The 20,366-nt window shown below is 72.8% G+C and carries 19 protein-coding genes and 2 pseudogenes; 12 read left to right on the top strand and 9 right to left on the bottom strand.

Annotation, left to right across the window (positions count from 1 at the left end; translation table 11 throughout):
• The first annotated feature begins 121 nt into the window (after positions 1-121).
• From AB0L21_RS36390 to pssA, 6 genes are all read left to right on the top strand, one after another.
• The gene (locus AB0L21_RS36390; protein WP_365709386.1) at positions 122-2,149 is read left to right on the top strand and encodes a protein meaA; all 2,028 of its coding nucleotides are present in this window, start codon (positions 122-124) and stop codon (positions 2,147-2,149) included.
• A complete protein-coding gene (locus tag AB0L21_RS36385; protein ID WP_365709388.1) occupies positions 2,146-3,108 on the top strand; it encodes a CoA ester lyase in 963 nt (320 codons plus the stop codon). The genes AB0L21_RS36390 and AB0L21_RS36385 overlap by 4 nt, the downstream gene beginning before the upstream one ends.
• 5 nt (positions 3,109-3,113) lie before the next feature.
• Positions 3,114-3,626, top strand: coding sequence for a MaoC family dehydratase (locus AB0L21_RS36380; protein ID WP_365788413.1), 513 nt, complete (start codon positions 3,114-3,116; stop codon positions 3,624-3,626).
• Between the two features lie 3 nt (positions 3,627-3,629).
• A complete protein-coding gene (locus tag AB0L21_RS36375; protein ID WP_365709390.1) occupies positions 3,630-4,835 on the top strand; it encodes an acyl-CoA dehydrogenase family protein in 1,206 nt (401 codons plus the stop codon).
• A 170-nt stretch (positions 4,836-5,005) separates the two neighbouring features.
• The gene (locus AB0L21_RS36370) at positions 5,006-5,662 is read left to right on the top strand and encodes a phosphatidylserine decarboxylase (protein ID WP_365709392.1); all 657 of its coding nucleotides are present in this window, start codon (positions 5,006-5,008) and stop codon (positions 5,660-5,662) included.
• 22 nt (positions 5,663-5,684) lie between these two features.
• The gene (pssA, locus tag AB0L21_RS36365; protein WP_365709449.1) at positions 5,685-6,503 is read left to right on the top strand and encodes a CDP-diacylglycerol--serine O-phosphatidyltransferase; all 819 of its coding nucleotides are present in this window, start codon (positions 5,685-5,687) and stop codon (positions 6,501-6,503) included.
• Positions 6,504-6,685: 182 nt separating this feature from the next.
• Here pssA and AB0L21_RS36360 read toward each other — a convergent pair whose 3' ends face one another.
• On the bottom strand, positions 6,686-7,822 hold the full coding sequence (locus AB0L21_RS36360) for a glycerate kinase (protein WP_365788412.1): 1,137 nt from the start codon (positions 7,820-7,822) through the stop codon (positions 6,686-6,688).
• Between the two features lie 166 nt (positions 7,823-7,988).
• Between AB0L21_RS36360 and AB0L21_RS36355 the strand changes: the two genes are divergently transcribed.
• Both AB0L21_RS36355 and AB0L21_RS36350 read left to right on the top strand, forming a co-directional pair.
• Positions 7,989-9,062 (top strand): ADP-ribosylglycohydrolase family protein, encoded by a 1,074-nt coding sequence (locus AB0L21_RS36355; protein WP_365788411.1) that lies wholly within the window; start codon positions 7,989-7,991, stop codon positions 9,060-9,062.
• A 28-nt stretch (positions 9,063-9,090) separates the two neighbouring features.
• Complete coding sequence (locus AB0L21_RS36350; protein ID WP_365709399.1) at positions 9,091-9,585, top strand: NUDIX hydrolase; 495 nt, start codon at positions 9,091-9,093, stop codon at positions 9,583-9,585.
• A 4-nt stretch (positions 9,586-9,589) separates the two neighbouring features.
• Here the strand turns inward: AB0L21_RS36350 and AB0L21_RS36345 are convergent, their stop codons facing one another.
• Entirely contained in the window at positions 9,590-9,790 is a 201-nt protein-coding gene (locus AB0L21_RS36345) for a DUF2191 domain-containing protein (protein ID WP_365709401.1), read from the bottom strand.
• A 92-nt stretch (positions 9,791-9,882) separates the two neighbouring features.
• Here AB0L21_RS36345 and AB0L21_RS36340 point away from each other — a divergent pair, with 92 nt between their 5' ends.
• Positions 9,883-10,608 (top strand): Sir2 family NAD-dependent protein deacetylase, encoded by a 726-nt coding sequence (locus AB0L21_RS36340; RefSeq protein ID WP_365788410.1) that lies wholly within the window; start codon positions 9,883-9,885, stop codon positions 10,606-10,608.
• Between the two features lie 29 nt (positions 10,609-10,637).
• On the opposite strand, the gene AB0L21_RS36335 is transcribed toward AB0L21_RS36340, so the two are convergent.
• From AB0L21_RS36335 to AB0L21_RS36325, 3 genes are all read right to left on the bottom strand, one after another.
• On the bottom strand, positions 10,638-11,129 hold the full coding sequence (locus AB0L21_RS36335) for a methylated-DNA--[protein]-cysteine S-methyltransferase (RefSeq protein WP_365709405.1): 492 nt from the start codon (positions 11,127-11,129) through the stop codon (positions 10,638-10,640).
• A 9-nt stretch (positions 11,130-11,138) separates the two neighbouring features.
• Positions 11,139-12,617, bottom strand: coding sequence for an AlkA N-terminal domain-containing protein (locus AB0L21_RS36330; protein ID WP_365788409.1), 1,479 nt, complete (start codon positions 12,615-12,617; stop codon positions 11,139-11,141).
• A gap of 88 nt (positions 12,618-12,705) precedes the next feature.
• Positions 12,706-13,578, bottom strand: coding sequence for a methylenetetrahydrofolate reductase (locus AB0L21_RS36325; RefSeq protein ID WP_365788408.1), 873 nt, complete (start codon positions 13,576-13,578; stop codon positions 12,706-12,708).
• Positions 13,579-14,083: 505 nt separating this feature from the next.
• Between AB0L21_RS36325 and AB0L21_RS36320 the strand changes: the two genes are divergently transcribed.
• The 3 genes and pseudogenes from AB0L21_RS36320 to AB0L21_RS36310 form a co-directional block, all read left to right on the top strand.
• Positions 14,084-14,791: a phenylalanine--tRNA ligase beta subunit-related protein gene (locus AB0L21_RS36320; protein ID WP_365788407.1), complete on the top strand. Its 708-nt coding sequence runs from the start codon at positions 14,084-14,086 to the stop codon at positions 14,789-14,791.
• Positions 14,792-14,807: 16 nt separating this feature from the next.
• A pseudogene (locus tag AB0L21_RS36315) lies at positions 14,808-15,101 on the top strand (winged helix-turn-helix domain-containing protein); the annotation flags it as partial.
• A 552-nt stretch (positions 15,102-15,653) separates the two neighbouring features.
• Positions 15,654-16,772: pseudogene (locus AB0L21_RS36310) on the top strand (PLP-dependent aminotransferase family protein); the annotation flags it as partial.
• 27 nt (positions 16,773-16,799) lie between these two features.
• Here the strand turns inward: AB0L21_RS36310 and AB0L21_RS36305 are convergent.
• The 4 genes from AB0L21_RS36305 to AB0L21_RS36290 all read right to left on the bottom strand — a co-directional run bounded on the left by AB0L21_RS36305 (position 16,800) and on the right by AB0L21_RS36290 (position 20,298).
• Entirely contained in the window at positions 16,800-17,252 is a 453-nt protein-coding gene (locus AB0L21_RS36305) for a hypothetical protein (RefSeq protein ID WP_365788406.1), read from the bottom strand.
• A 163-nt stretch (positions 17,253-17,415) separates the two neighbouring features.
• The gene (locus tag AB0L21_RS36300) at positions 17,416-17,925 is read right to left on the bottom strand and encodes an O-acetyl-ADP-ribose deacetylase (protein WP_365788405.1); all 510 of its coding nucleotides are present in this window, start codon (positions 17,923-17,925) and stop codon (positions 17,416-17,418) included.
• A gap of 21 nt (positions 17,926-17,946) precedes the next feature.
• Positions 17,947-19,365 carry an NAD(P)/FAD-dependent oxidoreductase gene (locus AB0L21_RS36295; RefSeq protein WP_365709420.1) on the bottom strand — a complete coding sequence of 473 codons (1,419 nt, stop codon included), beginning with the start codon at positions 19,363-19,365 and terminating at the stop codon, positions 17,947-17,949.
• A gap of 87 nt (positions 19,366-19,452) precedes the next feature.
• On the bottom strand, positions 19,453-20,298 hold the full coding sequence (locus tag AB0L21_RS36290; RefSeq protein ID WP_365709422.1) for an inositol monophosphatase family protein: 846 nt from the start codon (positions 20,296-20,298) through the stop codon (positions 19,453-19,455).
• Between the last annotated feature and the right edge of the window lie 68 nt (positions 20,299-20,366).

The raw sequence follows: 20,366 nt of genomic DNA, 5'->3' as shown, positions 1-20,366 counted from the left end.
AGGTCGGCGTCCTGTGCCTCGCCCCCGAGGAGGGCCTGGGCGTGCGCGACGAGGAGACGCGCGCCAAGCACATCGACGCCATCAACCGCTTCCGGAACGTCTGAGAGCCGGGAGGTCATAGATGACAGAGCGTCAGAAGGACCGGCCGTGGCTCATGCGGACGTACGCCGGTCACTCCACGGCGGAGGCGTCCAACGAGCTGTACCGGCGCAACCTCGCCAAGGGCCAGACCGGTCTGTCGGTGGCGTTCGACCTGCCGACGCAGACCGGCTACGACCCCGACCACATCCTCGCGCGCGGCGAGGTGGGCCGGGTCGGCGTGCCCGTCGCGCACCTCGGTGACATGCGCCGGCTGTTCCAGGACATCCCCCTGGAGCAGATGAACACCTCGATGACGATCAACGCCACCGCCATGTGGCTGCTGGCGCTCTACCAGGTCGTCGCGGAGGAGCAGGGCGCGGACATCACCAAGCTCCAGGGCACGACCCAGAACGACATCGTCAAGGAGTACCTGTCCCGGGGCACCCATGTGTTCCCGCCGGAACCCTCGCTCCGCCTGACGACGGACATGATCGCGTACACGGTCTCCCACATCCCGAAGTGGAACCCGATCAACATCTGCAGCTACCACCTGCAGGAGGCCGGGGCCACGCCGGTGCAGGAGATCGCGTACGCGATGTCCACCGCGATCGCCGTCCTCGACGCCGTGCGCGACTCCGGCCAGGTGCCGCAGGAGCGCATGGGGGACGTCGTCGCCCGTATCTCCTTCTTCGTGAACGCGGGCGTCCGCTTCATCGAGGAGATGTGCAAGATGCGCGCCTTCGGCCGCATCTGGGACAAGGTCACCCGTGAGCGGTACGGCATCGAGAACCCCAAGCAGCGGCGGTTCCGCTACGGCGTCCAGGTCAACTCGCTCGGCCTGACCGAGGCGCAGCCGGAGAACAACGTCCAGCGCATCGTGCTGGAGATGCTGGCGGTCACCCTCTCCAAGGACGCACGCGCGCGTGCCGTGCAGCTGCCCGCGTGGAACGAGGCGCTGGGCTTGCCCCGGCCCTGGGACCAGCAGTGGAGCCTGCGCATCCAGCAGGTCCTCGCCTACGAGAGCGACCTGCTGGAGTACGACGACATCTTCGAGGGCTCGAAGGTGATCGAGGCGAAGGTGGACCAGCTGGTCGAGGACACCCTCGCAGAGATCGACCGCATCCAGGAGATGGGCGGCGCGCTGGCCGCCGTGGAGTCCGGCTACCTCAAGTCGCAGCTGGTCGCCTCGCACGCCGAGCGCCGGGCCCGGATCGAGTCCGGCGAGGAGAAGATCGTCGGCGTCAACATCTTCGAGGGCACCGAGCCGAACCCGCTCACGGCCGATCTGGACACCGCCATCATGACGGTCGACCCGGCGGTGGAAGCCCGCGTCATCGAGTCCCTCCAGCGCTGGCGGGACACCCGCTACCAGCCGCCCTTCAACCACCCGCGCCCGTGCAAGGCGCTGGAGCGGCTGAAGGAGGCCGCCAAGGGCACCGACAACCTGATGGAGGCCACGCTGGAGTGCGCCCGCGCCGGGGTCACCACCGGCGAGTGGGCGGGCGCCCTGCGCGAGGTGTTCGGCGAGTACCGGGCGCCGACCGGGGTCTCCTCCGCGCCGGTGGCCGTCGCCGCCGAGGCCGGCTCGGCGCTCGCCGAGGTCCGCTCCAAGGTGGACGCCACCGCCCGCGAGCTGGGCGTCGGCAAACTGCGCTTCCTGGTCGGCAAGCCGGGCCTGGACGGGCACTCCAACGGCGCCGAGCAGATCGCCGTCCGCGCGCGGGACGCCGGCTTCGAGGTGGTGTACCAGGGCATCCGGCTGACACCCGAGCAGATAGTGGACGCGGCCCTGGCCGAGGACGTCCACGCCGTGGGCCTGTCGATCCTGTCCGGCTCGCACGCCCAGCTGGTTCCCGATGTGCTCCAGCGGCTGCGTGTGGCCGGTGCCACAGATATACCGGTGATCGCCGGTGGCATCATCCCCAACGGTGACGCCGAGCAGCTGAAGGAAGCCGGAGTGGCCGCCGTCTTCACCCCGAAGGACTTCGACATCACCGGGATCATCGGCCGCATCGTCGACGAGATCCGGAAAGCGAACAAGCTCGACCCCCTGGAGGTCCCCGCATGACGACCGTCAACCGCCTTCGCCCGCGGCGCTCCTGCCTGGCCGTACCGGGCAGCAACCCGCGCTTCCTGGAGAAGGCGCAGGGCCTCCCCGCGGACCAGGTCTTCCTGGACCTGGAGGACGCGTGCGCGCCGCTCGCCAAGCCCGAGGCGCGGCACACCATCGTCAAGTTCCTCAACGAGGGCGACTGGACGGGCAAGACGCGCGTGGTCCGGGTCAACGACTGGACGACCGAATGGACGTACCGGGACGTCGTCACGGTGGTGGAGGGCGCGGGCCCGAACCTGGACTGCATCATGCTGCCGAAGGTGCAGAACGCCCAGCAGGTCGTCGCCCTGGACCTGCTGCTGACGCAGATCGAGAAGACGATGGGCTTCGAGGTCGGCCGGATCGGCATCGAGGCGCAGATCGAGAACGCGCAGGGCCTGAACAACGTCAACGAGATCGCCCAGGCCTCCCCGCGCATCGAGACCATCATCTTCGGCCCGGCCGACTTCATGGCCTCCATCAACATGAAGTCCCTGGTCGTGGGCGAGCAGCCGCCCGGCTACCCGGCGGACGCCTACCACTACATCCTGATGAAGATCCTGATGGCCGCCCGCGCCAACAACCTCCAGGCGATCGACGGCCCCTACCTGCAGATCCGCAACGTCGACGGCTTCCGCGAGGTCGCCGGCCGCGCCGCCGCGCTGGGCTTCGACGGCAAGTGGGTGCTGCACCCCGGCCAGGTCGACGCCGCCAACGAGGTCTTCTCGCCGTCGCAGGAGGACTACGACCACGCCGAGCTGATCCTGGACGCGTACGACTACTACACGTCCGAGGCAGGCGGCAAGAAGGGCTCCGCGATGCTCGGCGACGAGATGATCGACGAGGCCAGCCGCAAGATGGCGCTGGTCATCGCGGGCAAGGGCCGCGCCGCCGGCATGCAGCGCACCAGCACGTTCGAGATCCCGGAGGCGTGACGGCGATGCAGTTCGGACGCACCTACGAGGAGTTCCAGGTCGGGGCGACGTACAAGCACTGGCCGGGCAAGACGGTCACGGAGTACGACGACCATCTGTTCTGTCTCCTCACCATGAACCACCACCCGCTCCACATGGACACCAACTATGCGGAGAAGACGACGGACTTCGGCAAGAACGTCGTCGTCGGGAACTACATCTACTCCCTCCTGCTCGGCATGTCCGTCCCGGACATCTCCGGCAAGGCGATCGCCAACCTGGAGATCGAGTCGCTCAAGCACGTGGCGCCCACCTTCCACGGCGACACGGTCTACGGCGAGACGACCGTGCTGGACAAGTGGCCGTCGAAGTCGAAGAACGACCGCGGGATCGTCTACGTCGAGACCAAGGGCTACAAGCAGGACGGCACCCTGGTGTGCGTCTTCCGCCGCAAGGTGATGGTGCCCACCGAGACGTACATCAAGGAGCGCGGCGGCGAGCAGCCGGGCCGCCCGGAACTCAAGCAGCAGGAGAAGTAGGCCATGGCCCGTCTCGCCCAGACCGCCGGTCTGACCGACGTCCAGCAGGAGATCCTCTCCACCGTCCGGGACTTTGTCGACAAAGAGATCATTCCGGTCGCGACCGAGCTGGAGCACCGCGACGAGTACCCGCAGCAGATCGTCGACGGCCTGAAGGAGCTCGGGCTCTTCGGTCTGATGATCCCCGAGGAGTACGGCGGCCTGGGCGAGTCGCTGCTCACCTACGCGCTGTGCGTGGAGGAGATCGCCCGCGGCTGGATGTCGGTGTCCGGCATCATCAACACCCACTTCATCGTCGCGTACATGCTCAAGCAGCACGGCACGCAGGAGCAGAAGGACCACTTCCTGCCGAGGATGGCGGCCGGCGACATCCGGGGCGCCTTCTCGATGTCGGAGCCCGGCCTGGGCTCGGACGTGTCGGCGATCACGTCGAAGGCGGTGAAGGACGGCGACGAGTACGTCCTGAACGGCCAGAAGATGTGGCTGACGAACGGCGGCACGTCGTCGCTCGTGGCCGTCCTGGTGCGCAGTGACGAAGGACACCCCGAGGGCACGGCGCCGCACAAGTCGATGACGACCTTCCTGATCGAGAAGGAGCCGGGCTTCGGCGAGGTCCGTCCGGGCCTCACCATCCCCGGCAAGATCGACAAGATGGGCTACAAGGGCGTCGACACGACCGAGTTGATCATGGACGGCCTGCGCGTTCCGGCCGATCGGGTGCTCGGCGGGGTCACCGGCCGAGGTTTTTACCAAATGATGGACGGCGTGGAGGTCGGCCGGGTCAATGTGGCGGCGCGCGGCTGTGGCGTCGCCCAGCGCGCCTTCGAACTGGGGGTCCAGTACGCCCAGCAGCGGCACACGTTCGGCAAGCCGATCGCCCAGCACCAGGCCATCCAGTTCAAGCTGGCGGAGATGGCGACCAAGGTCGAGGCCGCGCATGCGATGATGGTCAACGCGGCACGCAAAAAGGATTCCGGGGAACGAAACGACCTCGAAGCAGGGATGGCGAAGTACCTCGCCTCCGAGTACTGCAAGGAGGTCGTGGAGGATGCCTTCCGGATCCACGGCGGCTACGGCTTCTCCAAGGAGTACGAGATCGAGCGCCTCTACCGCGAGGCCCCGATGCTGCTCATCGGTGAAGGTACCGCCGAGATCCAGAAAATGATCATCGGGCGCAGGCTGCTCGAAGAGTATCGATTCCAGGGCTGATTGTCCTGGTACGGGGTGTTTTCTTCGAGAAGAAGATCACACCCCGTAGACACTCTTCGGCCGCCGACTCGGCTTCCTGGCTTGCCCAGTTGTGGCCCGCGACCGGTACGATCCCGGGAAAGCCGCCGTCCCCCGTCAGAGCGCGGCATCATCCGCTACGAAGGTCATCCATGCCCCACAGCCAAACCTCTGCACCTCGCGACAGCCGAGCCGGCGTACGCCTCGCGCGCGGAGCATCGCCGTGGCTTCTCCCGACCGTCGCCACCGCAGCCCTCAGCCTGGCCCGCGCTCGCCGCTCGGGCGTCGCCAAGGCCGTTGCCGTGCCCGCCACCGCTCTCGCGGCGGGCATGCTGTGGTTCTTCCGCGACCCCGAGCGCGAGATCGCCCAGGGCCGGGTCATCTCGCCCGCCGACGGCGTGGTGCAGAGCATCATGCCGTGGAAGGACGGGCGTACCCGCGTCGCCATCTTCATGAGCCCGCTCAACGTCCACGTCAACCGGGCGCCCCTCGCGGGCACCGTGACGTCCGTCGAGCACGTCCCCGGCGGCTTTGTTCCGGCTTTCAACAAGGAGAGCGAGAACAACGAGCGCGTAGTCTGGCATTTCGACACCGAACTCGGCGACATCGAGATGATCCAGATCGCCGGCGCGGTGGCCCGCCGCATCGTCCCCTACATCCCCCGGGGCACGAAGGTCGAGCAGGGCGACCGCATCGGTCTGATCCGCTTCGGCTCGCGTGTCGACCTCTACCTGCCCGAGGGCGTGGAGGTCGCGGTCGAGGTCGGCCAGAAGACCGTGGCTGGGGTGACTCGCATTGACCGTGATTGATCCGGAGACCCAGGCGGGCTGGGTGCCCGAGGCCGCCGAGGTGGACGACGAGGAGGAGATGCCTCTTTCTCTCCGCCTGTCGATAGCGGACACCCTCACGCTGGGCAACGCCACGTGCGGCTTCATGGCGGTGTACTTCACCACCACCGGCATCCTGATCCCGCACCTCACCGGCAGCCAGGAATCCGGCATGGCCCGCCACAGCGCGGCCACCGCGGTCATCCTGATGCTCTGCGCGGCGGTGTTCGACCTGTTCGACGGGCTGGTGGCCCGCAAGCTGCGCTCGTCGCCGATGGGCGCGGAGCTGGACAACCTGTCCGACCTGATCAGCTTCGGGCTGGCCCCCGCGTACTTCGTCCTCGTCTACGGCATGGTCGCGGACGACGCGCACCAGCGGGTGGCGGCGCTGGGCGCGATCGTGGTGCTGCTGGCCGTGGTGCTGAGACTGGCCCGCTTCAGCTGCGTGACCATGAAGGACGGCATGTTCCAGGGCATGCCCTCGCCGTTCGGCGCGCTGACGGTCGTCTCGATCGTGCTGCTGGAGCTGCCGTTCGTGGCGACGCTGCTGGCGATCCTCGGGACCGCGTGGCTGATGGTGAGCCGGGTGGAGTACCCGAAGCCGCGGGGGCGTCTCGCGGGCGCGATGCTCTCCTGGATCGTCCTGTCGATGGGGCTGCTGGCGGCGTGGGCCTTCGACGCGCCCAGCGGGCAGCTGCTCCTGCAGACGGGCTGTGCGCTGCAGCTGGTGATGGGCGCGGTGATTCCGCTGTTCGCCACGGCGCGGCGGGTGAACAACTTCCGCGACAACCGTCGTGAGGCCCGGGCGGCGCAGTTGCCGTAGCGGCGCTTGGACGAGGGGCCCCCTACCCGGGTTGGGTAGGGGGCCCCTCGCCTGTGCAGCCGACCTGGGGGCTCCCAGACCCCCGTTCGCCCACCGCCCACCCGTCTCGGTCGGCTGGATGGGTGACGTTCCGGCTACCGAGTCGGGTGGTGGGTCGGCATGGGCCGGGAGCCCCAGGGGCCTCAGCGCAAGTGGTCCTCGGCGATCCGCGCAGCGACCCGCTCCAGGATCGGCCCCGCGTCCGCGATGCACCGGGCCACGTCCGGCTCGACGGATGTCAGGGGGTAGGCCTCGGAGATCCCGGCCCGGAGCAGCGCCTCCGTCGGCAGCGCCAGCCGCCCGCACACCGCCACGACCTCCTTGCCCGCCGCGCGCGCAGCCGCCGCCACCCCCGCCGGGGCCTTGCCGTGCAGGGTCTGCTCGTCCAGCGATCCCTCCCCGGTGATCACCAGCGAGGCCCGCTCCAGGGCGGGCGCGAAGCCCAGCACGTCCAGCATCACCTCGATGCCGGGGCGGAACCGCGCACCGAGCAGCAGGGCCCCGTATCCGACACCCCCGGCGGCCCCCGCCCCCGGCGCCGCCGCGTACTCGGCGGCCCGCGGCCCGGCCTCCGCCTCCAGCACCTTCGCGAAGTGGGCCAGCGCGGCGTCCAGCGTCTCCACGTCGTCCGGCGAGGCCCCCTTCTGCGGGCCGTACACCGCCGGCGCGCCCTTGGGTCCGGTCAACGGGTTGTCGACGTCGCTGGCCAGCACCAGCTCGACGGAGGACAGCCGCGGGTCGAGGCCGGACAGGTCCGCCCGGGCGAGGTCGGCGAGTCCGCCGCCGCCCGGCGGCACCGGCTCCCCCTCCTCGGTCAGGAACCGCGCGCCCAGCGCGGACAGCATGCCCGCGCCGCCGTCCGTCGTGGCGCTGCCGCCGACGCCGAACACGATGGTCCGCGCGCCCGCGTCCAGCGCGGCGCGCAGCAGCTCCCCGGAGCCGTACGTCGAGGCGGTCAGCGGCGCGAAGACTCCGGCCGGCAGCCGCTGCAGGCCGCTCGCCTCGGCCATCTCCACCACCGCGGTGCCGTCGCGCAGCGCGAACGCGGCCGTGACCTCCTGCCCGAGCGGCCCGGCGACCCGCGCCTGCCGGCGCTCGAAGCCGGCCGCGACCGCCGCGTCCACGGTCCCGTCGCCGCCGTCGGCCACGGGCAGCGCCTCGACCTGGAGATCCGGCAGGACCCTGCGCAGCCCGGCCGTCACCCGCTCGGCGACCTGCACGGCCGTCAGCGAGCCCTTGAACTTGTCCGCGGCGATGAGCACCCGACGGGTCTCGTTCACTGCAGCGTCCGCCACCTTGTCTTCCCCTTGCTCTCCGGGCCCCGCGCACGTCGGGGCCAGTCGCGCCGCTGTGACCATAACCGCGGGACACCCCCGCCGTCATGCCCCGCCCGAACCCTGGTCAAGCCGCTGGGAGCCCGCCGGGCAAAGTGGGTACACCCCTGCCATGAGCACCCAGCGCACCGGACCGGACCTCGCCGACCGCGTCCACGGCGGCTGGCTCGGCCGGATCGCGGGCAACATGCTCGGCAAGCCGGTCGAGCAGGGCGAGGTGTGGACGCGCGACCGCATCGACCGCTATCTGCGCCGGGCCGCGGCCCTGCCGCTGACCGACTACCTGCCCGAGCCGGCCGACGCGGCGGAGGCCGCCGTGATGCGCCCTGAGTGGCGCAGTTGCGTGCGCGGCCGGATCCACGGCAGCTGCCGGGACGACGACGTCGACTACGCGATCCTCGGCCTGCATCTGCTGGAGACCCACGGCTTCGGCTTCAGCACCGAGCAGGTCGGCGACCTGTGGCTGCTCAGGCTGCCGTACCTGCAGACGTTCACGGCGGAACGGGCCGCGTACCGGAACCTCGCGAACGGGCTGAAACCGCCGCTGACGGCGACGTACGACAACCCGTACCAGGAGTGGATCGGCGCGTTGATCCGCGCCGACGTCTACGGCTGGACCTGCCCCGGCGATCCCGTCCGGGCCGCCGGTCTGGCCCGCCGGGACGCGGTGCTCTCGCACACCGGCAACGGCGTGTACGGCGCCATGTGGGCCGCAGCGCTGATCTCGGCGGCCTTCACCGCCCCGACCGTCCGGGGCGCCCTGGACACCGCGCTCTCGGTCGTCCCCGCGAGCAGCCGGCTGGCCCGGACCGTGCGGCGGGTGGCGAGCCTGCACGAGGCGCGGCTGCCGTGGGAGGAGACCCTGGCCACGGTGTCCGCGGAGACCGCGGGGCTCGGCTGGATCCACACGGTCCCGAACGTCGCCGTCCTCGTCGCCGGGCTGCTGTACGGCGACGGCGACTTCACCCGGACCGTCGCCCTGACCGTGCGCGGCGGCCTGGACACCGACTCCAACGGGGCGACGGCCGGTTCCGTGGTCGGGGTCCTCACCGGGGCGCAGGCCATTCCGGCGCGCTGGCGGGACCCGCTGGAGGACACGGTGCGCAGCGCGGTGTTCGGCTTCGACGGCGTACGGATCAGTGCGCTGGCCGAACGCACCCTGCGCCTGGCGACGAGCGGGACGTAGCCGGCGGCCGGCTGGTTACCCTTCCTCAATGACCACGACCCAGGACTTCGCCGCGTACATCGCGAGCCTGCCCCGCGTCCTCGCCGGGGCCGCCGCCCTCTTCCGGGACGCCGAGGGGCGGGTGCTGCTCGTCGAACCCAACTACCGTGACGGCTGGGCCCTCCCGGGCGGGACCATCGAGTCCGACGACGGGGAGACGCCGCGCCAGGGCGCCCGCCGGGAGACGCTGGAGGAGATCGGGCTCGACCGGGAACCCGGCCGGCTGCTGGCCGTGGACTGGGTGCACGGCGCGGGCCGGCCGCCGCTGGTGGCGTACCTGTACGACGGCGGTGTGCTGAGCGAGGACGAGCTGAAGGCCATCCGTCTCCAGGAGGAGGAACTGCTCTCCTGGCGCCTGGTCGCCCCCGAGGACCTCACCGCCCATCTGCCCGGGGCACTCGGCCGCCGCGTGCTGGCCGCACTGGACGTCCTCGCGGCCGGCTCGGGCACGGCGGAACTGGAGAACGGCCACCGGGTGGCGTGACAGCTCAGCCCTCCGCGTCGCGCGGCTTGGCGTCCACCTCGCGCAGCGCGTCGTCCCGGGCGGCGACGCGTGCCTCCGTGCGGTGCCCGCGCTCGATGTAGTCCCGGACGACCAGTTCGACGGCGTCCTGCGGGTTCCCCACCCCGGCGAGCACCATGACCTCCACGACGAGCTGGGCATCGAGCGAGACAGTCACCTTGGCCATGCGGGGACGCTAGCACCGGGGCCCGCGCCGCGGGACCGTCCCCGCGGATATCCGCTCGCGGCAGCCGCGCCGCCCGCCCTACCCTCGATGCCATGGCCAAGCCTCTCGTCGCCCTGCTCAGCGGGGCCGGTATCTCCACCGACTCCGGCATCCCGGACTACCGCGGGCCGAACGGACTGTGGCGGCGGGATCCGGAGGCCGAGAAGCTCGTGACGTACGAGTACTACATGACGGACCCGGAGATCCGGCGACGGTCCTGGCAGATGCGCCGCAAGAACCGGACGCTCCAGGCCGAGCCGAACGCGGCGCACCGGGCCGTCGCCGAGCTGGAGAGGTCCGGCGTCCCGGTCCGGGTCATCACCCAGAACGTGGACGGCCTGCACCAGCTCGCGGGCATGCCCGCCCGCAAGGTGCTCGAACTCCACGGCAGCGCCCGCGGCGTGGTGTGCACCGGGTGCGGGGCCCGGGGGCCGATGGAGGACGCCCTCGCCCGGGTGGAGGCCGGCGAGGAGGACCCGCCGTGCCTGGAGTGCGGCGGCATCCTGAAGTCGGCGACGGTGATGTTCGGCGAGCGGCTGGATCCGGTGGTCCTCGGGCAGGCCGTGGCCATCACCAAGGCCTGCCAGGTGTTCATCGCCGTGGGCAGCAGCCTCCAGGTGCAGCCCGCCGCCGGCCTCGCCGGCGTGGCCGCCGACCACGGCGCACGCCTCGTCATCGTGAACGCCGAGCCCACGCCGTACGACGACCGGGCCGACGAGGTCATCCGGGAACCCATCGGCACCGCGCTGCCCGCGCTCCTGCGTACCCTGAGCGACTGAGGACCCCCGGCTGACGCCGGTCAGCGGGATCAGAACAGCGCGGTACCCCGTTCGAAGTCCAGCAGGCGGCGTTTGCGGTCGAGGCCGCCGCCGTAGCCGGTGAGGCTGCCGTCGGAGCCGATCACCCGGTGGCAGGGGACGATGATGCCCACGGGATTGCGGCCGTTGGCGAGGCCGACGGCGCGGGAGGCCCGGGGGTTGCCGAGGGCGTCGGCCAGTTCGCCGTAGGTGCGGGTCTCGCCGTACGGGATGGCGGTCAGCTGCTGCCAGACGCCGCGCTGGAACGGTGTGCCGTGCAGGCCGAGCCGGACGGTGAACTCCTTCGTCTCGCCCGAGAAGTACGCCGTCAGCTGCTCGGTCGTCTCGGCGAAGACGGGCAGGGTGTCGTCGCGCGGACCGAACCCCTCCTCGCCGGGGCGGTGCCGCTGGCCCGCCATGTACAGCCCGCACAGGGCGCCGTCGGCGTCGGCGACGAGGGTGAGCGGCCCGTACGGGCTGTCGGTCACGGTGTGGTGGTTCATCGGAGTCCTTCAGGCCGGGAGGAAGTTGATCGGGTGGCTGTCCGTCGCCCACAGGTACTGCACCGCGTACGACCGCCAGGGCCGCCACATCTCCGCGCGGGCGGTGAGCGCGGCCGGGGTCGCCGGCAGGCCCAGCTCCTTCGCGGCGCGCCGGATGCCGAGGTCGGTGGGGAGGAAGGCGTCGGGATCGCCGAGGGCGCGCATGGCGATGACGTCCACCGTCCAGGGCCCGAAGCCGGGCAGCGCGAGCAGCCGGGCCCGCGCCTCGGCCCAGTCGGCCTCCACGCCCAGGTGCAGGCCGCCGTCGGCGAGTTCGCGGACCAGGGTGGTGAAGGTGGTGCGCCGGGTCCGGGGCATCGCCAGGGTCTCGGGGTCGACGGCGGCCAGCGCCTCGGGCGAGGGGAAGAGGTGCGTGAGACCGCCCTCGGGGTCGTCCAGGGGCTTGCCGTACGCGGTGACCAGGCGGGCCGCGTGGGTGCGGGCGGCGGCCGTGGAGACCTGCTGCCCGAGCACGGCCCGGACGGCGAACTCTGCCTCGTCGACCGTGCGCGGCACCCGGCGGCCCGGGTCCCGGTCGACCAGGGGCGCGAGGGACGGGTCGGTGCGCAGATGGCCGTCGACCGCCACCGGGTCGGCGTCCAGGTCGAGCAGGCGGCGGCAGCGGCTGATGGCCACGGTCAGATCGCGCAGGTCGCTGAGGGTGAGGCGGCAGGCGATGTGGTCGGGGCGGGGTGCGAGCGCGGCGATGCCGTGGCCGTACGGCAGCCGCAGGGTGCGGCGGTAGGCGCCGTCGCGCCACTCCTCGACACCGGGTACGGCGGTGGCGGCGAGGTGGCCGAAGAGGTTGGACGGGTTGAGCGGGGCGCGGAACGGCAGCCGCAGGGTGACCACGCCGGGGGTGCCCGCGCCGCTCTTCGGGGCCCGGGCGCGCAGCTCGCTCGGGGACAGGGCGAAGACCTCGCGGACGGTGTCGTTGAAGGCGCGTACGGAGGCGAAACCGGCCGCGAACGCGATCTCCGCCATCGGCAGGGCCGTGGTCTCGATGAGCAGCCGCGCGGTCTGGGCCCGCTGCGCGCGGGCGAGCGCGAGGGGGCCGGCGCCCAGCTCGGCGAGCAGCTGGCGCTCCACCTGCCGGGTGCTGTAGCCGAGCCGGGCGGCGAGTCCGGGCACGCCCTCGCGGTCCACGACCCCGTCGGCGATCAGCCGCATGGCCCGGGCCACGAGGTCGGCGCGCGCGTTCCACTCCGGGGAGCCGGGGCTGGTGTCGGGGCGGCAGCGCTTGCAGGCCCGGAACCCGGCCTGCTGGCAGGCGGCGGCACTCGGGTAGAACGTCATGTTCTCCGGTTTGGGCGGCACGACCGGGCAGCTCGGCCGGCAGTAGATCCGGGTGGTCAGGACGGCCGTGAAGAACCATCCGTCGAACCGCGCGTCCTTGGACCGCACGGCGCGTACGCAGTGCTCCCGGTCGAGGTGCATCCCTGTCTGCATGCGTTCAGCATCGCCCACCGCACGCCCCGGCCGCTGGCGAGAATCCGACATCTACGTGGGCCTGGCCAGGGGCCCCGGCCGCTGCTCCTCATGATCGAGCGGTCTGTCGCATCTCGCCGAACCGTTCGGATCCGTGGCGGAAGCGGGTGATCCAGTCGGCGGTGGTCCGCAGGCCGCCGAACGTGTAGAAGTGCACCTTCACCGTGCCGTGCCGGGCGGGGTCGTACCGGTCGGCCAGTGTGTGCAGGAAGCGGTCCGGGCCGGCCGTTCCCATGAGGTTGGTCAGCGAGAAGCCGTACTTGCGGGCCACGGAGGCGCTCGTACCGACGCCGAACCGGCCGGCGTAGCGCAGCAGTCGGCGCACCCCCGCCGGTCCGGGGACGCCGACGCGGACGGGCAGGTGCACGCCCCGCGCGCGGAGGGCCTCCAGCCAGGCGAGCACCGGGTCGACGTCGAAGCCGAACTGGGTGATGACGTCCCCGGTGAACCGGCCGGCCCCGATGGCCGCCGCCTTGTCCGTGAGCGCCGACCACAGGAGCCGGTCCGCTATGCCGGGGTGGCCCTCGGGATAGCCGGCGATGCCGACGTGCCGGACGCCGTGGCGCCGCAGCAGCCCCGTGCGCAGGACGGCGAGGGCGTCCTCGTAGGGCCCCTCGGGCCGGGCCGGATCGCCGCCGACCACGAACACGTTCTCGGCGGTGCCGTCGGCCGCCAGCCCGGCGAGGAACTCCTCCAGGGCGGGCCGGGAGGGCAGGCGGCGTGCGGAGATGTGCGGTACGGGGACGAAACCGAGCCGTTTGACCGCGCGGGCGGCGGTCAGCCGCGTACCGGTGTCCTCGCCGGCCAGGAAAGTGATGTTGATCCGGGTGCCGGGAGGGACGCTGTCCCGCGCCTCCTCCAGCCCGGGCACGTCCTTGCCGGTCATCTCCAGGGAGAAGTCGTCCAGCAGTGCGGGGTCCATCGTGCTCCTCGTACTCCTCGCGCCTCGTGCTCCTCGCGCCTCGTGCTCCTCGCGCTGTGACACGGCTCGCCGCGGCCACTGCGGCTGTGGTCGGGACCCGGCCGATGATGTCACGCGGGGGGCTGGGGTCTGTGGGCGAGGCCCGGGACGCCGCCGGTGGGCGAGGCTCGGGGCGCCGCCGGTGGGCTAGGCCCAAGGCGCCGCCGGTGGGCGAGGCCCAGGGCGCGACCGGTGAGCAGGGGCCGGGGGCCGCCGTGAGCGAGGCCCGGGGCGCCGCCGGTGGGCTAGGCCCAGGGCGCGACCGGTGAGCAGGGGCCGGGGGCCGCCGTGGGCGAGGCTCGGGGCGCGGCCACCGGCGGCCCCCGGTCGCGGAGTTATGGACCGGTGATCCGGGCCTTGTTTGGTCCTGGTCACCGGGCCAAGGGCCGGGCAGGGTGGTGGTCCCGATCACCGAGGAGGTCCCGTTGAGCGTTTCGTCGAACCCGGATACCCGAGCGGTGGTGGCGTGACCGTGCGATTCCGGCATGCCGGCCCGGTCCGGGCCGCCTTCCCCGACCTCTCCGCCGGCGCGCTGTACGCCGCCGGCGTCGGCGCCCCCGTGGACACCGGGCCACGCGCCGCCGCGTACACCGCCCGGGCCGCCGCACGGCTGGCGGTGGCCACCGAGGGAGAGTTCCCCGAGGTGCTGGCCTGGCGGCGGGCCTTCGCCCGGATGGGGCTGAAGCCGACGCAGTACCGGTCAGCCTCCGAGTCCCTGCTGCGCCGGCTGCGGAAGGAGGGCGCGCTGCCGCGCATCCATCCGCTGGTGGACCTGTGCAACGCCATCTCGGTGGCGTACGCGGTTCCGGTGGCGGTCCTCGACGTCGACCGGATCACCGGGCCGCTGCTGGAGGTACGCCCGGCCCTCGGGGAGGAGACGTACACGGCGTTCGGCGGTGCCGTCGAGCATCCGGCGCCCGGCGAGGTGACCTTCGTCGACTCCGCGGGCCGGGCCCACGCGCGCCGCTGGACCCACCGGCAGAGCGGCCACTCGGCGGTCGGCGCGCGCACCGGACGGGTGCTGGTGGTGACGGAGGCGATGCACGAGGGCGGCGCACAGTGCGTGGCCGAGGTGCTGAAGACGGTCGAGGAGGAGGTGGCGGCGCACTGGGGAGCCACGACGGCGACGGCCGTGCTCACCCCGGCCGCCCCGGAGTTCGTCTTCGGCGACTGACCGGCCGAGGGGCAGTATGGGCGGGGTGGACGAGGGGTGGGACACGGTGGAGGTGCCGGCGCGTGGCTCGGACTTCCTGCAACTGGCGGTGGCCGACGTGCCCGCCGGCGGGAAGGCGGAGTGGCTGGCCGGACGGCTCCGGCAGGCCATAGCCGACGGCCGGCTCGCGGTGGGCAGCAGACTGCCGCCGACCCGGGTGCTCGCGGCGGAACTGCGCGTGTCGCGGGGCGTGGTGACCGAGGCGTACCGGCGCCTCGCCGAGGACGGCCAGGTGGCGGGCCGCCGACGCGGAGGCACGGTGGTGGTGGCGGTGCCGTTCACCACCACGCCGCCGCCGGTTCCGGACGGCGGGTCCGGGGAAGGGGGCGTGCCGGGCACGGGGGGCCCGGGCGGGCGCGGCGCGCAGGGTGGGAATGAGGCGGGCGGAGCTGGAAGCGTCCGCTACGGGGGGAGCATGGGCGCTGCCGGGAGCGCCGACGTCGCTGGTGGACTCGGGTGGCCGGGTGACCCTGGCGATCTGACCGGGCCGTCCCCGCGTGAGCGCGTCGGCGGGCCAGGAGGGCCGTACGTCGGTCAAGGAGCCGGTGGGCCCGGCCGGCCGTACGCCGGTCGCCGCGTCGACGGGCCCGCTGTACCGCGCGCCGGTCGGGGCACCCCCCGACCCCCTGGGCCGTACCCCGGTCAAGGCGCCGCAGAGGACGGTCGCCCATGCGCCGGTCGCCGCGTCGACCGGCCCGCTGTACCGCGCGCCGGTCAGGGCACCCCCCGACCCCCTGGGCCGTACCCCGGTCAAGGCGCCGCAGAGGACGGTCAGCCGTACGCCGGTGAGGGCGGTGGACCCGGTGGGCTGTTCGGCGGGGAACCCGGCGTGGAGGTGTTCGACGCGTTGCGGGCCGCGCCGGCCGCCGTCGACTTCACACCTGGCCGGCCCGACCTCACCACCTTTCCCCGCGCCGCCTGGCTGCGGGCCGAGCGGACCGTGCTCGCCGAGTTGTCCGCGGGGCAGCTCGGCTACGGCGACCCGCGCGGCGCGCCCCGGCTGCGGCGGGCCGTCGCGGACTGGCTCGCGCGTGTGCGGGGTGTGCGCGTGGAGCCGGACGCGGTGCTGATCGTCGCGGGCACCGCGCAGGCGCTCACCCTGCTGCACCCGGTGCTGCGGGCGGACGGCGTCGACGCGGTCGCGGTGGAGGAGCCCGGCTCGCTCGGGGCCCGCCAGCACCTGCGGAACGGGGGCCTGGCCACCCCGCCGGTGCCGGTCGACGAGGAGGGCGTACGGGTCGACGCGCTGCGGGCGACCGGCGCCCGGGCCGTGCTGCTCACGCCCGCCCATCAGTTCCCCACCGGCGTGGTGACCAGCGGCGAGCGCCGGCGTGAGCTGCTGGAGTGGGCGCGGGACGGCGGGCTGATCCTGGAGGACGACTACGACGCCGAGCACCGTTACGACCGGCCCCCGGTCCCGGCGCTGCGCGCCCTGCTCGCCGACCGGGTCTGCTACCTGGGCAGCGTGTCGAAACTGCTCGCGCCCGCGCTGCGGATCGGCTGGCTGGTGGCACCCGCCCGGTACCGCGCGGCGCTGGTCGACGCCAAACGCTTCAACGACCTGGGCAACGCGGTGCTGCCGCAGCTGGTGCTCGCCCGGCTGATGGAGTCCGGTGAACTGGAGCGGCACCTGCGGCTGGTGCGCGGGCGCCACCGCAGGCGCCGGGACGCGATGATCGCCGCCCTCGCCGGGCATCTGCCGGGCGCGCGGGTGCACGGCGCCGCGGCGGGCCTGCACCTGACGGTGACGTACGCCTCGGAGGTACCCGACACCGAGTTCGCCGCGGCGGCGCTCGCGCACGGTGTGAAGTGCCAGCCGCTGTCCTGGCACCGGCAGTCGCCCGGCCCGCCCGGTCTGGTCCTCGGCTACGCGGCCACCCCGCCGGGTGTCATCGCGGAGGGCGTGGCACTGCTCGGCAGGGCCCTGCGTGAGCTGACGTGACCAGGCGTGCCGGGTGCCGGCGGGGTCTCAGCTCGCGGCTTCGTGAGAGGACGCCAGGGCCCAGAGCACGAAGACGTCGATGGCCAGCAGGATCAGCGACCAGACGGGCGCGTACGGCAGGAACAGGAACTGCGCGATGATGCTGAGCGCGACGAGGAACAGACCGACGATGCGGGCCCAGGCCATGCCCATGAGCAGTCCGATGCCGGTCGCCAGGACCAGGGCGCCGATGATGATGTGGATCGTGCCCCATCCGGTGAGGTTCATCTTGTAGATGTAGCTGCCGATGCGGAAGTAGACGGGGTCCCCGGCGACCGCGGCGATCCCCTGGAGAAGGGCGAGGAGGCCGCTGCACATCATCAGGACGCCGGCGAACGTGACGCCGCCGGTCACCCAGCCGCCGCCCCGGGCACCGGGCTGCCGCGACGGCCACGAGCCGCCCGAGCTGGTCGGTCCGGTGGGCTGCGCTGCCTGGCTCATGAGCGTGTCCTTTCTGCCTCCCCGTTCGTCCGGATCCCGCGCGCTCACGAGGAGCACGCGGGGCACTCCGAGCGTTGGCCATGCAGCCGCCGGGCGCACCAAGGGATACGCCGTTCGGGTGACCCGTGCCGGTACGCCCCGGGCCGGCCGGCGGTGGCGTCCGTCAGCCGGCCTGCCGGGCGAACGCCTCGTACGCCCGTTCGTCGAAGAGCACGAAGCGTGCCTCCCGCACGGCCGTCGGCGTGTTCCGTACCGTCTCCACCGCGATGCGGGCCGCGTCCTCCACCGGCCACCGGTAGACGCCGGTGGAGACGGCCGGGAAGGCGACGGTGCGGGCGCCGAGTTCGTCGGCGACGCGCAGGGACTCGCGGTAGCAGGAGGCGAGCAGGCCGGAGCGGTCCTCGGTGGCGGACCAGACGGGTCCCACGGTGTGGATGAGCCAGCGGGCGTCCAGTTCGCCCGCCGTGGTGGCGACCGCCCGGCCCGTGGCGAGGCCCTTTCCGTACCGGGAGGCGCGCAGGGCGCGGCACTCCTCCAGGATCGCGGGGCCGCCCCGGCGGTGGATCGCGCCGTCCACGCCTCCGCCGCCGAGCAGGGAGGAGTTCGCCGCGTTGACGATGGCGTCGGCGTGCTGGCGGGTGATGTCGCCCTGGACGAAGGTGATGGCGGTCATGTCTGCCTCATCTGATGGCCGTCATGTCTGTCTCAGTCTCCGCCAGACGGCCTTGGCCGCGTTGTGTCCGGACATGCCGTGGACGCCGGGCCCGGGCGGGGTGGCCGAGGAGCAGATGAAGACGGCCGGGTGGGGGGTGTGGTACGGGAACAGGGTCGGCTTGGGGCGCAGCAGCAACTGGAGTCCGGAGGCCGCGCCGCAGGCGATGTCGCCGCCGACGTAGTTGGCGTTGCGGGCGGCCATCTCGGCGGGTCCGGCGGTGGCGCGGGCGAGCACGCGGTCGCGGAAGCCGGGGGCGAACCGCTCCAGCTGGCGTTCTATGGCGTCGGTGAGGTCGCCGGACCAGCCGTTCGGCACATGGCCGTAGGCCCAGAAGACGTGCTTGCCCTCGGGAGCGCGGGTGGGGTCGACCAGGCTGGGCTGCACGGTGATCATGAACGGTCTGTCGGGAGCGCGGCCCTCGCGGGAGGCGGCGCGCAGGGCGGTGCCGATCTCGGCCTGGCTCGCGCCGATCTGGACGGTGCCTGCGGTGCGGGCCTCGGGCGCGGTCCAGGGCACGGGGCCGTCCAGCGCGTAGTCGATCTTGAAGACGCTGGGGCCGTAGCGGTAGCGCGCGTAGTGGTCGCCGAAGCCGGCGATCCGGGCGAGCGCGGCGGGCGAGGTGTCGAAGACGTACGCGCGCGCGGGCGGCAGGTCGTCGAGGCGCTTGACCTCGTAGTCGGTGTGCACGGCGCCGCCGAGGTCGGCCAGGTAGGCGGCGAGGGCGTCGGAGATGGCCTGGGAGCCGCCGCGGGGCACCGGCCAGCCGCGCGCGTGGGCGGAGAGGGCGAAGACGAGTCCTATGGCGCTGGTGGCGAGGCCGCCCAGTGGTGCCATCACATGGCCGACCAGGCCGGCGAACAGGGTCTTGAACCGCTCGTCCTTGAAGCGGCGCATCAGCCAGGTGGACGGCGGGAGCCCGGCCAGGCCGAAGCGGGCCAGGGTGACGGGGTCGCGGGGCAGCGCGGTCAGCGGCAGGGACATGAAGTCCCGCACGAGGGTGTCCCAGTGGGCGAGGAGCGGCTCGACCAGTCTGCGGTACGCGCCCGCGTCGCGCGGTCCGAAGGAGGCGGCTGTCTCGGCGACCGAGCGGGACAGCACGGCCGCGGTGCCGTCCGGGAACGGGTGGGCCATGGGCAGCGGGGCGTGCAGCCATTCGAGGCCGTACCGGTCCAGCGGCAGGGCGCGGAACGCCGGGGAGTTGATACCGAGGGGGTGCGCGGCCGAGCACGGGTCGTGCCGGAAGCCGGGCAGGGTCAGCTCCTCGGTGCGGGCGCCGCCGCCGACGGTGGGCTTCGCCTCGAACAGGGCCACGGAGAAGCCGCGGCGGGCCAGCTCCACGGCTGCGGTCAGTCCGTTCGGTCCCGCACCCACCACGACCGCATCGAGCATCGACGGCACCTTCGGACCCCTTCGTCAGCCGATGGCCATTCGGGATCAGGATATGCCGGTGGTCCGGCACTCCCCCGGCCCGGGTGGCCCCGGGGATCAGGACGCGGTGCGCAGCAGGGCCGCCACCCGGCGGGCGGTGGCGGCGTCCCGGGCGGCGGTGAACGGCAGGGCGTTGCCGCCGGTGACGCGGAACGGCTCGCCGGTCAGGGTGAGGTGGGCGCCGCCCGCCTCCTCGACCAGGAGCAGACCGGCCGCGTGGTCCCAGGCGGCCTCCCAGGAGAACGCGACGGCGTCCAACTCGCCCCGGGCCACGGCGAGATACTCCAGGCCCGCAGAGCCGCACGCGCGCGGGGCGATGCCGTCGGTCCACAGGGAGCGCAGGGCGCGCTTCTGCTCGTCGGTGGTGTAGTCCGGGTGGGAGGTGGCGACGACGAGGTCCCGGCCGGGCACGGGCGGGCCCGCGAACAGCCGCTCGCCGTCGAGGAAGGCGCCCTGGCCGCGGACGGCGGTGGCGAACTGGTCGCGCGCCGCCGCGTAGGTCCAGGAGGCGATCACGACGCCCCGCCGGACGAGCGCCACCAGGGTGCAGAAGCCGTCGTCGCCGTGCACGAACTGGCGGGTGCCGTCGACCGGGTCGACGATCCACACCGGTACGTCGTCCTGGAGCGCCCGGTACACCGCCGGGTCGGCGTGCACCGCCTCCTCGCCGACCACCACCGAGCCGGGCAGCAGCGCGCCGAGGTCCTCGGTGAGCCGCAGCTCGGCGAGGCGGTCGGCGTCCGTCACCAGGTCGTGGGGGCCGCTCTTCTGGTCGACCTCGTGCGCGGCGAGGCGGCGGAAGCGGGGCAGGATCTCGGCCGCGGCGGCCTTGCGGACCGCCTCCTCCACGTCGGCCGAGCAGCGGGCGAGAAACTCCTCGATGGTTTCCGTCTCTTCGATCATGCCTCCCATGAGAGCACGTCCCACTGACAATCCCCGCCCACGTTCGGTGTACTCAGGGTGGAATCGGC

Origin of the sequence: Streptomyces sp. NPDC052721, assembly GCF_040678315.1 — a bacterium.
Lineage (GTDB): Bacteria > Actinomycetota > Actinomycetes > Streptomycetales > Streptomycetaceae > Streptomyces.
The sequence above is the reverse complement of the archived record's forward strand: the minus strand, read 5'-3'. Positions and strand labels throughout refer to the sequence as shown.

What these genes read in the sequence shown, in the direction of transcription:
- AB0L21_RS36300 (WP_365788405.1), bottom strand. Translation starts at nt 17,925, where the DNA reads ATGACCGCCATCACCTTCGTCCAGGGCGACATCACCCGCCAGCACGCC.
- AB0L21_RS36350 (WP_365709399.1), top strand. Translation starts at nt 9,091, where the DNA reads ATGACCACGACCCAGGACTTCGCCGCGTACATCGCGAGCCTGCCCCGC.
- AB0L21_RS36330 (WP_365788409.1), bottom strand. Translation starts at nt 12,617, where the DNA reads ATGCAGACAGGGATGCACCTCGACCGGGAGCACTGCGTACGCGCCGTG.
- AB0L21_RS36345 (WP_365709401.1), bottom strand. Translation starts at nt 9,790, where the DNA reads ATGGCCAAGGTGACTGTCTCGCTCGATGCCCAGCTCGTCGTGGAGGTC.
- AB0L21_RS36370 (WP_365709392.1), top strand. Translation starts at nt 5,006, where the DNA reads ATGCCCCACAGCCAAACCTCTGCACCTCGCGACAGCCGAGCCGGCGTA.
- AB0L21_RS36380 (WP_365788413.1), top strand. Translation starts at nt 3,114, where the DNA reads ATGCAGTTCGGACGCACCTACGAGGAGTTCCAGGTCGGGGCGACGTAC.
- AB0L21_RS36305 (WP_365788406.1), bottom strand. Translation starts at nt 17,252, where the DNA reads ATGAGCCAGGCAGCGCAGCCCACCGGACCGACCAGCTCGGGCGGCTCG.
- AB0L21_RS36335 (WP_365709405.1), bottom strand. Translation starts at nt 11,129, where the DNA reads ATGAACCACCACACCGTGACCGACAGCCCGTACGGGCCGCTCACCCTC.
- AB0L21_RS36375 (WP_365709390.1), top strand. Translation starts at nt 3,630, where the DNA reads ATGGCCCGTCTCGCCCAGACCGCCGGTCTGACCGACGTCCAGCAGGAG.
- AB0L21_RS36325 (WP_365788408.1), bottom strand. Translation starts at nt 13,578, where the DNA reads ATGGACCCCGCACTGCTGGACGACTTCTCCCTGGAGATGACCGGCAAG.
- AB0L21_RS36385 (WP_365709388.1), top strand. Translation starts at nt 2,146, where the DNA reads ATGACGACCGTCAACCGCCTTCGCCCGCGGCGCTCCTGCCTGGCCGTA.
- AB0L21_RS36290 (WP_365709422.1), bottom strand. Translation starts at nt 20,298, where the DNA reads ATGATCGAAGAGACGGAAACCATCGAGGAGTTTCTCGCCCGCTGCTCG.
- AB0L21_RS36340 (WP_365788410.1), top strand. Translation starts at nt 9,883, where the DNA reads ATGGCCAAGCCTCTCGTCGCCCTGCTCAGCGGGGCCGGTATCTCCACC.
- AB0L21_RS36355 (WP_365788411.1), top strand. Translation starts at nt 7,989, where the DNA reads ATGAGCACCCAGCGCACCGGACCGGACCTCGCCGACCGCGTCCACGGC.
- AB0L21_RS36390 (WP_365709386.1), top strand. Translation starts at nt 122, where the DNA reads ATGACAGAGCGTCAGAAGGACCGGCCGTGGCTCATGCGGACGTACGCC.